This is a genomic window from Microcoleus sp. T3_B1, assembly GCF_036700445.1.
GTDB lineage: Bacteria > Cyanobacteriota > Cyanobacteriia > Cyanobacteriales > Microcoleaceae > Microcoleus.
Window position 1 is genome coordinate 1 of record NZ_JAUBOX010000050.1, and the last position, 12,199, is coordinate 12,199.

Annotated in this window: 10 protein-coding genes and 1 pseudogene; 5 read left to right on the plus strand and 6 right to left on the minus strand. The window is 45.8% G+C overall.

Annotated features, from left to right (window positions below; all coding sequences use genetic code 11):
* Positions 1-283: pseudogene (locus QT990_RS23110) on the plus strand (RNA-guided endonuclease IscB); the annotation flags it as partial.
* A 72-nt stretch (positions 284-355) separates the two neighbouring features.
* Positions 356-2,893, plus strand: coding sequence for a CHASE4 domain-containing protein (locus tag QT990_RS23115; protein WP_333143955.1), 2,538 nt, complete (start codon positions 356-358; stop codon positions 2,891-2,893).
* Positions 2,894-3,191: 298 nt separating this feature from the next.
* Here the strand turns inward: QT990_RS23115 and cobO are convergent, their stop codons facing one another.
* The 3 genes from cobO to QT990_RS23130 all read right to left on the minus strand — a co-directional run bounded on the left by cobO (position 3,192) and on the right by QT990_RS23130 (position 5,242).
* Complete coding sequence (cobO, locus tag QT990_RS23120) at positions 3,192-3,827, minus strand: cob(I)yrinic acid a,c-diamide adenosyltransferase (RefSeq protein ID WP_333411082.1); 636 nt, start codon at positions 3,825-3,827, stop codon at positions 3,192-3,194.
* A gap of 59 nt (positions 3,828-3,886) precedes the next feature.
* Positions 3,887-4,465, minus strand: a complete 579-nt coding sequence (locus QT990_RS23125; RefSeq protein WP_333143954.1) for a Uma2 family endonuclease — start codon at positions 4,463-4,465, stop codon at positions 3,887-3,889.
* A 159-nt stretch (positions 4,466-4,624) separates the two neighbouring features.
* Positions 4,625-5,242 (minus strand): hypothetical protein, encoded by a 618-nt coding sequence (locus tag QT990_RS23130; RefSeq protein ID WP_333143953.1) that lies wholly within the window; start codon positions 5,240-5,242, stop codon positions 4,625-4,627.
* Between the two features lie 117 nt (positions 5,243-5,359).
* Here QT990_RS23130 and QT990_RS23135 point away from each other — a divergent pair, with 117 nt between their 5' ends.
* From QT990_RS23135 to rimM, 3 genes are all read left to right on the plus strand, one after another.
* Positions 5,360-6,613, plus strand: coding sequence for a molybdopterin-binding protein (locus tag QT990_RS23135; protein WP_333143952.1), 1,254 nt, complete (start codon positions 5,360-5,362; stop codon positions 6,611-6,613).
* Positions 6,614-6,835: 222 nt separating this feature from the next.
* On the plus strand, positions 6,836-7,468 hold the full coding sequence (locus QT990_RS23140; protein WP_333206562.1) for a response regulator transcription factor: 633 nt from the start codon (positions 6,836-6,838) through the stop codon (positions 7,466-7,468).
* Positions 7,469-7,633: 165 nt separating this feature from the next.
* Positions 7,634-8,275 (plus strand): ribosome maturation factor RimM, encoded by a 642-nt coding sequence (gene rimM, locus QT990_RS23145; protein WP_333143951.1) that lies wholly within the window; start codon positions 7,634-7,636, stop codon positions 8,273-8,275.
* Between the two features lie 69 nt (positions 8,276-8,344).
* Here rimM and QT990_RS23150 read toward each other — a convergent pair whose 3' ends face one another.
* The 3 genes from QT990_RS23150 to QT990_RS23160 form a co-directional block, all read right to left on the minus strand.
* The gene (locus QT990_RS23150; protein ID WP_333143950.1) at positions 8,345-8,803 is read right to left on the minus strand and encodes a phosphate-starvation-inducible PsiE family protein; all 459 of its coding nucleotides are present in this window, start codon (positions 8,801-8,803) and stop codon (positions 8,345-8,347) included.
* A 364-nt stretch (positions 8,804-9,167) separates the two neighbouring features.
* Positions 9,168-9,482: an RNA-binding protein gene (locus tag QT990_RS23155; protein ID WP_333143949.1), complete on the minus strand. Its 315-nt coding sequence runs from the start codon at positions 9,480-9,482 to the stop codon at positions 9,168-9,170.
* Between the two features lie 268 nt (positions 9,483-9,750).
* On the minus strand, positions 9,751-11,946 hold the full coding sequence (locus tag QT990_RS23160) for a nitrate reductase (RefSeq protein WP_333310362.1): 2,196 nt from the start codon (positions 11,944-11,946) through the stop codon (positions 9,751-9,753).
* Positions 11,947-12,199: the final 253 nt, after the last annotated feature.

Genomic DNA, 12,199 nt, shown 5'->3' on the forward strand with positions numbered 1-12,199 from the left:
AATTAAAGCGACTGGACATGGGACACGCCAAATGTGTCGTACCGACAAATTGGGTTTCCCGTCCCGCTATGTTCCCAGGTTTAAGTTTGTTAAAGGTTTTCAAACGGGAGATATCGTCAAGGCGGTTGTAACTTCTGGTAAAAAGGTTGGTATATACGTTGGACGTGTTGCCGTAAGAACCAGTGGTTCATTCAATATTTCCGCCTCGGAATTGGTGTCAGGAATTAGTCAGAAATATTGTTCACTTGTTCATAGAAAGGATGGTTATTCATATGCGGCCTAAACCTTGCCCCCCTTTTCCTCTCGCCACTGACCTGACTACAGGTACAGTGGGAGTCTCCAAGGGGGAATAAAGATGAAACTGCGTCGAAAAACACTATCGATCATTGGCATTACCATCGCTGGACTGACTAGCATTCTGTATGTCGCCTCCTCAAGCATCCTCTTGGGCAGCCTGATCAAAGCAGAGGAACAAGAAGCCACACAGGTTGTCAAGGGAGTGCTCAATGTGTTCGGGCAAACCGCAGATGACTTTAACTCGCGCTTTGCCGATTGGTCGTCCTGGGACGACACCTACAATTTTATCCAAAACCGCAACTCAGAATTCATTGACTCCAATTTAATTCCAGAAGGGCTCGCTAATATAAGAGTTAATATAGCCGTATTTGTCAATACTTCGGGCAAAATAGTTTACGGTACGGGTTTAGACAGCGAAAAGCTGAAACTAACGCCTGTTCCAGAAGCATTAAAACGGCGCATTTCTCTCAGCGACCCGCTGTTGCACCACCCCAACGCCAAAAGCAGCCTCGCTGGTATCATGCTGCTACCGTCAGGGCCAATACTGATTACTTCCCGGCCTATTCTCACGACTAAAAGCACTGGCCCGATCCGAGGTACGCTGATATTCGGGCGCAATTTGGATGCTACGGGCATTGCAAAGGTTTCTAAAATTACTCGCTTGCCGCTAATCGTACACAGCGTGAATGAGGCTAGGTTGCCTGCAGACTTTCAGCAAGTGCGGGAGAAACTGTCGGAAAAAAAACCGATTTTGGTGCGTCCTTTAAGCGAAGAGTCGATCGCGGGTTACGCTTTGATCAGGGATATTTACAACCAACCTGCGCTGCTATTGCGGGTGGATATCCCCAGAGAAATATACCGGCAAGGTCAGATTAGTTTGCTGTACCTGCTGGGGTCTGTAGCGTTAGTAGGAGTTGGGTTAGTCGGCTGCACTCTACTACTGCTAGAGCGTCTTGTACTGTCTCGGTTGAGCAGTTTGGCGAAAGCAGTGAAGCGCGTCAGTAGCAGCCAAGACCTCTCGGTGCGACTACCGGTGACGGGTGAAGACGAGTTGTCCGACCTTGCCCATACTATCAACGGAATGTTGAGTGCGATCGCCCAAGCCGACAGCGAACAACTTGAGGAAAAAGCCCGCTACAGAGCCGTCGTGGAGCAAGCTACAGATTGCATTTTCCTGTGGGACGCTCAAACCAAACGTCTTTTGGAAGCCAATACAGCGTTTAGAGACTTGCTCGATTACAGTCTTGATGTGATTTCGCAACTGACTATTTACGATATCATCGCTTACTCTAAAGACCTAATTGACAACAATATCGAGTTGCTGCTGACGGACAAACAATTCAGAATTGGCGAAGTTCTCTACCGCCGCCGAGACGGTTCCTGCGTGGATGTAGAAGTGAGCGGGAGCGTGATTTCCTACGGCGGCCGCGAGATTATTTGCACGGTTGTCCGCGACATTACCGAGCGCAAACAAGCCGAAGCCGAACTGCGAGCCTCGGAAGAACGGTACAGACTTTTGTTTAAAAATAACCCCCATCCGATGTGGGTTTACGATTTAGAAACTCTGGAATTTATAGCCGTCAATCAGGCAGCCGTCGAACATTACGGCTACACTCGCGACGAATTTCTCAAGATGACCGTTGCGGACATTCGTCCCCCCCAAGAGATGCCGAGATTGATAGAAAATATCTCTCCAGTAGATGCCGGTATTGAGTTTGCAGGTGTGTGGCAGCACCAGAAAAAAGACGGAACAATTATTGATGTAGAAATTACTTCTTATGCTCTGGTATTTGATAGTAGAAATGCTGAATTAGTGCTGGCTCACGACGTAACCGACCGCTTGCAAGCCGAGGCAGAACTCTACAAGGCAAAGGAAGCTGCAGAAGCAGCTAATTTGGCTAAAAGCCAGTTTTTGGCTAACATGAGCCACGAACTGCGAACTCCTCTGAATGCGATTATCGGTTACAGCGAGATTCTGCAAGAAGAGGCTTTAGATTTGGGCGAGGAAAATTTTGTGTTGGATTTGGAGAGAATTCACAATTCAGGCCAGCTTTTACTTTCCTTAATTAATGATATTCTGGACCTGTCGAAGATTGAAGCCGGTCACGCGGAACTTGAATTAGAAACTTTTGACGTGTCGGAGGCAGTTCAAGATGTAGTCCGAACTGTTGAACCGCTATTTTTGCGGAACACTAATCGCCTGAATGTGGAATGTCCTAATAATATTGGCGAATTGTATTCCGATCAAATTAAGTTTACTCAAATTTTGTTTAATTTGCTCAGTAATGCAGCTAAGTTTACTCATAAAGGGACAATTACACTCAGCGTTGAAAGAATTAAAAATGACGAGAATCGTTGGAATTCGGAACAGTTAATTATTAAGTGTACTGATACGGGGATTGGGATTACTCCTGAACAGCTACAAAAGTTATTTCAACCTTTTACGCAAGCTGATGCTTCGACTACCCGCAAGTACGGAGGTACGGGTTTGGGTTTGTCAATAGCGCAGAAATACTCTCATATGCTGGGGGGAGAAATTACTGTGAGTAGCGAGTTTGGCAAGGGGTCAACTTTTACTCTGATGTTGCCAGCATAGCTCGATTTTAGATGTTATAGCAATCCTAAATGATTCAGATAAATTTGTAGGGGTAGTGCTACCCCTACTCCCCGTGCCTACCCCCTATCTATCGGGCAACCACGGGGAGTAGGGGTCGGATTGCCCCTACAATAATTATGAGAATGATTTAGGATTGCTATAGATGTTAGATGTTAGATGTTAGATTGGGTAAAAAGTCCTGACTAGAAACAACATAAATACGGTTTGTAGTCAGGCTTCAGTCAACTCCCAATCAGCTTTTAGCTAATTAGGACTAAACTTTTGAAGACCAACAACTTTAATACTCAATACCTGCTTGAGCTTTAATCCCTTGTTCTCGGAATGGATGCTTAACTAAAGTCATTTCTGTCACCAAGTCTGCCCGTTCGATTAGTGCTGGCGGGGCGCCTCTGCCGGTTAAAATAATGTGGGTTTCTTCGGGTTTGTGGTCTAACCCGGAAAGCACTTGCTCGACTTGCAAATAACCTAGTTTTAATGCTATATTGACTTCATCTAGAAGAACTAATTTAAATTCGGGATTGCAGATAAAAGTTAGGGATTTTTCCCAGGCTTTTTGAGCTGTTTCGATATCTCGATCGCGGTCTTGCGTGTCCCAGGTAAAGCCTTCTCCCATTGCGTGAAATTCTAGCTGTTTTTCCCAGAGTTGAAAAACGGCTTTTTCTGCGGGTTCCCAAGCTCCTTTGATAAATTGTACTATGGCGACGCGGTATCCGTGACCGAGCGATCGCACAACCATTCCCAAGGCAGCCGTGGTTTTGCCTTTACCGTTACCCGTATTGACTATAATTAAACCTTTTTCTTTGGAGGAGTTAGCGATTCGCTGTGATTGCACTTCTTGGCGTCGCTGCATTTTCTGTTTGTGTTGTTCGGCTGTTAAGCCAGTGGGTGCAGTAGTTTCTGTATTGGTTTCCATGAGATTTTTTTTAACCGCAGATGAACGCAAATAAACGCTGACAGATGCAGGATGTCTAGTTATTGCCACAGTGTTTTCAAGTTTAGCACGAAACCGGGCAAAACATCTTCTCCCGATAGTTCTGTTGGACATTCCAAAACTTCTATTTCTTGTCCTTGGCGATAGATTTCGACTCTCCGGGTTTTGCGGTTGATTAACCAGCCTAATTTTACTTGGTTATTCATGTATTCTTGCATTTTGTCTTGAGTATCTTTTAAACTGTCCGTTGGCGACATTAACTCTAAGACAAAATCCGGGGCAATGGGAGGAAATTTTTGTTTTTGTTCGGGAGTGAGTGCATCCCATCTTGATTTTTCAATCCAAGAGACATCGGGAGAACGGTTTGCACCGCTGGGCAGTTTGAAGCAAGTTGAAGAATCGAAACAAATTCCCAGTTGAGTTTGTCTGTTCCAAATTCCAAAATCAGTAGCTATTTCAAAATTGTAATTTCCGGTTTCTCCTCCTGTGGGTGGCATGACGATTATTTCTCCTTTGGCGTTGCGTTCAAATTTGACATCGGGGTTTTCGCGACACAGTTGATAAAATTGGTCGTCGGTTATTTTGGCGATCGAGTTGAAGTTGATGGTAACTGCTATCATGGTATTTTATCAGGATGCGTTGGGACTTTTAAGCCAGATTATGTATATGAAGGCGGCTCAATGCCGAGCGATGCAGATGCTGTAAATATTATTAATGGTTAAGAGGATTTAATGGATATCTTTTTATGCACTTTGGCTCATTATATCACATCCTTATAACTAGCTATTAATAGTTTTATCAAATGCTTTTTGGAGGAAACACTTACAGACATACCAATAATAAAATGCAATGTTGATTTCGCTAAGCAATTTAGGTATTCCCTCTAGTAAACTGGAGAATATCTTGTTTTTTATATGCAGGGAATCAACGCCGATCGCAAAAAACAACAAGCCTACACCCGCTAACAATATTTGGTAGGGAGTTAACTGTAGTTCTCGCCGAAAAAACCATCCGTAGGATGACAAAACCACGGCGTATAAAAGACTTACTCCGAGCTTAGGAATTCCCCCGGCTACCATATATATATGAATTCTGTAAATTTCATTTAGTAAAAATCCACCTGTTAATAAAGCCGAAAACAGAATAAATCGATTTTCTGAAGTGCGCGGTTGAATACTTCGAGCTAATTTATAGGTGAAAGTACAAACAATGACGGGTACAGAACATAAAATTTGGAAAGTCCGAGTTAACAAAGCGACATTGGGATGGGGATAAGAATAAGGCGGCAAGAATAAATCGCTGACTTTTAACCCGGAAAGTTGAGTGAAAAATATCAGTATCGCCACCAATAATAAGGAGAAACAATTGAGGCGAACAACAAAGCGAGAAATAGTCATAAGCAATTAATCCCCAAAATTAGGTTTACTGCCAAAAGCCAAAAAAATTATATCACCAATATCTCTGGATATTTTGCTAAACTTAATCATGAGTGTTATCAAAACAAGGAGACAGTCATGCTGTCAGTGAAAGAAGCAGAATCGATCGTTCTAAATTTGGCGCAACCCCTCGACAGTCAGCGGGATGTAGAAACTGTAGACTTACTGGCAGCATCGGGGCGCATTTTGGCTGCACCCGTCACTGGTTCCCTGGATTTTCCTTATTGGGATAATTCAGCAATGGATGGGTACGCGGTGCGGTTTGCGGATGTGGAAAACTGTAGCACCGAAAAACCAGCGGTACTCGAAGTAGTTGAGGAAATTCCAGCGGGATATCGACCTCAAAGTACGGTGCAATCGGGGCAAGCGGCGCGAATTTTTACAGGTGCTATAATGCCAGCGGGTGCTGATACGGTGGTAATGCAGGAAGAAACAAGGCGTGAGGGCGATCGTATTTTTATCTTAGTTTCTCCTGAAAAACCGCAAGCATTTGTCAGACACAAAGGCGCTTTTTATCAAGCAGGAACAACTTTGCTAACTCCCGGTACAGTTATCAACGCCCCAGAAATGGCGGTGTTAGCAACTGCCCAGTGCATTCAAGTTCCCGTTTATCGGCGGCTGCGGGTGGCAATTTTTTCTACTGGTGACGAATTGGTATCGCCTGACGAACCTTTGGCACCGGGGAAACTGGTAGACTCGAATCAGTATGCTTTGACAGTTTTGTTGGCACAAATGGGATTTGAACCGATTCGATTGGGCATAGTTCCTGATAATGAAGAGGCGTTAAAGAAGGCGATAGCCGGGGCTGTGGCGACGGCGGATGTGGTGCTTTCTACGGGCGGCGTCTCGGTAGGAGACTACGATTATGTCGAGAAAATTTTGGCAGATTTGGGAGGAAAAGTTCACATTAGTTCTGTGGCTATTAAGCCGGGGAAACCTTTAACGGTTGCTGGGTTTAAAGGAGGTGAAAAAAATTCGGATTGTCTCTATTTTGGTTTGCCGGGAAATCCGGTTTCGGCTTTAGTCTGCTGTTGGCGGTTTGTTGTACCTGCTTTGAGAAAGATGTCTGGGCTTGGCCCGGATGCTTGGGGGCCGGAGTTTCTCAAAGCTAGGTGTAATGCTGAATTGCGATCGCCAGGTCGGCGCGAAACTTATGTTTGGGGTAAACTACATTTAGTTGCCGGAGTCTGGGAATTTGAACCTGCTAGCGGCAGCCAAAATTCAGCGAATTTAATTAACCTCGCCAATACGAGTGGTTTAGCAGTTTTGCCACCAGGGGACACCTGGATTGTACCGGGCGAATTCGTGGAAGTTTTAAAAGTTAGTCAGTAGTTAGTTGTTATTGGTTATGTGTTATTGGTTCGGTATAAGTTCATGTAAAATATTAACAACTAAGTAATCTTCCTTCTTCGGACTTCCATCGGACTGACATCCGTTACATCCGTTACATCCGTTACACAATCCGTTGCCGAACTTCCTTCTTCCTGACATCCGTTACATCCGTTACATCCGTTACATCCGTTACACAATCCGTTGCCGAACTTCCTTCGTATTATGAGAATTTTAATTGTTGAAGATGACCCGATGATGCAACTGGGATTAGAGCAAGTTTTAGCCGATTCCCCAGACATAGAAATAGTAGGACAAGCAGAAGACGGCTATTTAGGCGTAGCAGCCGCACTGAAACTCAAACCTGATATTATTGTAATGGATATCGGTTTGCCACGGCTCGACGGCATAGCAGCGACGCAGCAAATTAAAGCGCAATTGCCAGAAGTTCGAGTAGTAATGTTAACTTCTCACACGGCAGAAACGGAAATTATTGCTGCCCTTTCTAGCGGGGCTGATGCTTATTGTATTAAAGGTGCTTCCGTAGACAGGCTGTTAGCAGCGATTGCAGCCGCAGCAGAGGGGGCTACATATCTTGACCCTCAAATTGCCCGGACTGTCATCGAACACCTGAAACCGCCGATACCTGCCTCTACAACTACTTTTGGCCAGTTGTCGCAGCGGGAATTGGAAGTGTTAAAATTAATGGTGGAAGGTAACAGCAATCCCGAAATTGCAGCGGCGCTTTACTTGAGCCCAAATACTATTAAAACTCACGTTCGCGGTATTATGAATAAGTTGGCAGTCGATGACCGCGTGCAAGCCGCAGTTGTAGCGCTGAGAACGGGATTGGTGTAAAGAAGTCAGTAGTCCGTAGTCATTAGTCAGTAGTCAGTAGTTATTTGTTGTTTGCTACCAATGCCCCATGCCCTGTTTGGCCCATGCCCTGTTTGGCCCATGCCCTGTTTGGCCCATGCCCCATGCCCAATTCCCAATTCCCAATTCCCAATTCCCAAAAAGTTTATGTCTGAATGGATAGAAATCGGTAAAATTGTAGCAGCTCAAGGTTTGGACGGGGAAGTGCGAGTCTATCCCGATTCGGATTTCCCGGAAAGGTTTATCGAACCGGGGAAGCGGTGGATTTTGCGACCTAACAAAAGTGAACCGGAACCGATCGAGTTTTTGGGCGGTCGCTACATTCCGGGCAAAGGGCTGTATGCTGTAGAGGTAGAGGGTGTGGAAGACCGCGATAGTGCTGAGGCGCTGCGGGGCTGTAAGTTGTTTGTTGAAAAGACCGATCGACCTTACCTCGAATCTGATGAGTTTTACGTCCAAGATTTGATCGGTATGGAAGTTTTTAACCAGTTAACCGGGGAAATCTTAGGCAAGGTAAGTGATATTATTCCTGCAGGTAACGACCTTTTAGAAGTAGAAACGAATCTAACGCCGCCGGAAACTGTCGCCGCAGAATTAGAAAAGCCAAAACAGCCTGAAACTCCCCAAGCAAACGCTGACCCCAGAAATACCCGCAAACCACGGAAAATTCGCGTTAAAGAGCCTAAATCCACAAAAATCTTGATTCCTTTTGTGGAAGAGATTGTGCCAGTTGTTGACTTAGAACAAGGCCGAATTGAAATTGTGCCTCCTCCTGGTTTGTTGGAATAATATCATGTCCGGTCGCTCGATCGCATCTGATATTAGTTATTAACAATTCCCACTTCTCAATTCCCGATATTAATCTTTTCCTCTATTTGTGGCTCGCACTATCAAGTAACTGATGGAAAGCGCGAAAATTGCTGTCGCCAAACCAATCAAGTCGGCTGCGGTTTTTTTTTCCAGGTCAAGAATGATGATTTTTCGAGATACTGCTATCAAAGAAGTTACAATAACTAGCTCTACTTGAATTACGTGCTTTTTCAGATAAGCTGTAATATTTTCCAAGATTTCCAGAGCAATTAAAACATTTAAAAATAACCCAAATATCACAAACAACGTGTCTTTTAACAAATTATCAGTGTGGTTTACCAATTCTTTTGCTAAAAAAATCAGCAAATCGCAAACGCTGAGGAGAATTACCCAAATCATCGCCAGTGATAAAATTTTAGATATTACTACTTCTACACTTTCTGTAAAATGCAGAAAATTTTCATCACTGCTTGACTTGGAAATTTGCCTAAATATTTTTTTCAGCATACCAGTGATTTAGTCTTAATTCTTAATTAATGATTTTGTCATTGTTCGGTACACTTTGCAAGCGTAAAACTCTGCGAGTGTGTAGTTTCACAACGGCAACCGGGCACTGGGGAAGGCGACTCTCTCTGCCTGTTATATTTTATACTTTTTCCTGTCAGCGAGGAATCGATCGCACGCGATCAACTCCTGCTTAATAAATTTTTGCCATAAAAAAACCTCAAACTATTGTCTAGCAATATTTTGAGGCTTTTAAGGCGCGGTGCGACCACTGAACTAACTATCTCTTCTCAACAGAGAATGATTGTTGGCTCCCAGCTTGCCCCGACGCCATATAGAAGATAGCTAAAAATTTAGCTCGGGTGGTTTAGTAGCGACGAGAATTGCCACCGCGATCGTTGTTACCCCAGTTACCACCACCAGAATTGGAACCACGTTCTTCACGGGGTTTTGCTTTGTTGACTTTGAGGTCGCGACCCATCCACTCAGCACCGTCAAGAGCCTCAATGGCTGCGGCTTCTTCGGCTTCAGTAGACATTTCTACAAAAGCGAAGCCCCGCATCCGACCTGTTTCCCGGTCAGCAGGCAACTGAACCCGCTTTACTGTACCGTACTCTCCAAAAGTTTGGTTGAGGTGCTCCTGCGTTACTTCGTAGGATAAATTGCCGACATAGATTGACATTGAACATTCTCCAGAATCAGAGTGTGTAGAGATTTAAATCCGGAGGAACGCCGATCGAACGAACTGCACTGCCGAAAATAAAGCCTTGTAAAACGATTATAGCACCTTGAGGTGCAAACGGCAATTGTCTGACTCGATTAATTAAAAAGAACGCAGAAGGCCTTCGCCAGAAGACATTCTCCCGAAGGAAAACCCCCCCCATGTCGATCGCCCGCGGCTTCCCGATCGTTCTGCGGTGATGTGTAACATCCCATAGTTAGACAGCAGATCAAGAAGTGGCGGCGAGGGGGGATTTTGGCCAATTAAATTCCCCAACTTCTGCGGTAACTTCTGATCCAACTTCCGCCGCAGTTTCTGCCCCAACCAGCACCAACTGCACCGCACAAGCTTTTAACTCAGGCTGTTTGGAATCTGGACAGCTTGCAGCATGAGTCATGGCATTGGCTTCAGCGCCTTCGGCCCACAGAGAACCCCAGTGCATCGGTACAAATAGCGTACCTGGGGCGATCGCCTTTGTGACTTTTGCCGGAAACTGCGCCTTGCCGCGGCGCGATCGAACTTCCAGCAAATCCCCCTCCTTAATCTGCAATGTGGCAGCATCGCGGGGGTGAATTTCCAAAAACGGATCGGGGTGCAATTGATTAATTTTCTCTGTTCTACCCGTCCGCGTCATCGTGTGCCAGTGTCCGTAAAGTCTCCCTGTCGTCAACACAAACGGATAATTTGGATCGGGAGGTTCTGCCAGTCCCCGCGAGTGATAGGCCGAAAATCTCGCCCGCGCGTCAGGAGTGTGAAAACGCCTGTCAGTATACAGCCGTTTCGCTTCGTTCGCTGGATGCACAGGCTCGTTTTCCCGGCAAGGCCACTGCTGCGGCCCTTCTTGGCGGATGTATTCGTGGCTGAGGCCGGTCATATCGCAAGGCTGCCCCCGCGTCAACTGTGCGTACTCTGTAAAAACATCCGCACTGTTCTCGAAAGCAAAGTGTTCGGCAAAACCCAACCGGCGGCCGACTTCAGCGAAAATGCTCCAGTCGTCGCGGGCTTCCCCGGAGGGAGTGTCGAAACCGGGACAAAAGGTAACGCGGCGTTCGGAATTCGTCATTACTCCAGTTTTTTCGCTCCACTGCGTTGCCGGCAGCAGGATGTGAGCGTAGGCCGAGGTTTCAGTGGGATAGTAAGCTTCTTGATAAATAGTAAAGGGCGATCGCAGCAAAGCGGCTTTAGTGCGTTCCAAATCCGGCATACTCACCACCGGATTAGTAGCTGCAATCCACAGCAACTCGACTTCGCCACTTTCCAAACCGGTGATCATATCCCAAGCTGTGCGGCCCGGATTCGGGGAAATGCTTCCCGGTGCGATTCCCCAAAACTCCTCGACTTGGGTTCTGTGTTCGGCATTTTTCACAAAACGGTAGCCTGGGAGCAAGTGAGACAGTCCTCCGGCTTCCCGCCCTCCCATCGCGTTTGGCTGGCCGGTGAGGGAAAACGGGCCGCTTCCCGGTTTGCCGATTTTACCGGTCATCAAGTGCAAATTAATCAGCGATCGCACCTTTGCCGTGCCTTCCGACGACTGGTTGATTCCCATCGACCACAGAGACAAAACGCGCTGCGACTGTTCCCAGTAGTTTGCCGCCGTTTCTAACTCGCTGACAGTAATGCCGCAGCGCGAGGCTACAAACTCCGGCGTGTAGCTGCTAATAACCTCAGCAAAAGCTGAAAAATTCGCCGTGCATTCTTCTATAAACTCTGAATCTATTGCTTGCCTGCGTAACAGCAAATATGCAATTCCGTTAAGCAAATCTATATCCGTACCCGGTTTAATTGCTAAGTGCAAATCCGCCGCTTCAGCAGTCGGAGTCCGCCTTGGATCTACCACAATCATCTTGACATGGGGATGCTTTTTGTGGTACTTAGCTAATCGATTGAATACAATCGGATGGCATTCCGCTGTATTGCTACCGATAATAAAAGCGCAATCTGTTAATTCTAAATCGTCGTAACAGCAAGGCGGCCCGTCCGAGCCAAAGCTTTGAACGTATCCAGAGACTGCTGAAGACATACACAAGCGAGAATTAGCATCAAAATTATTAGTACCCAGACAACCTTTCATTAGTTTCTGGGCAATATAATAATCTTCTGTTGCGAATTGACCAGAACCGTAAACGCACAAAGCATCGGCGCCGCTGGTGCTGCGAATTGTTTGGATGCGATTAACAATTGCATCGAGAGCTTCGTCCCAGCTAGCGCGGCGGAACGGTTGGTCGAGAGTATCTCGCATCATTGGATACAGTAGCCGATCGCTCCGAATGGACTCTGCTACGGTTGCTCCCTTAATACAAACCATGCCCTGACTCGATGGGTGATTGCGATCGCCCCGCACTTTCCAACTTTGTTTTTTGTCGGGAACAACTTCTAGACCGCAACCTACACCGCAGTATGGGCAAAGAGTTTTTATAGTTTCCATCTGGTGATTTTAGATGCTAATTTTTGAAAGCTAATGCGTAATTGGTAATTCGTTATTATAGTCGGAACTGAGGGTTCCTGCAAATAACGTGAGAATAATTACTTAGTTTCCGCATATATGCTTCTCAGAAATCGACAATACCCTGATTTAAAATTACCCGCTATCTTACTAAAAATCGCCCTTGCTCTGGCTTGTAGCCAGCTTCGGGCTGCTACTAAATGTTCCTCAAACAGAGGAAATTCCACCTAACTCT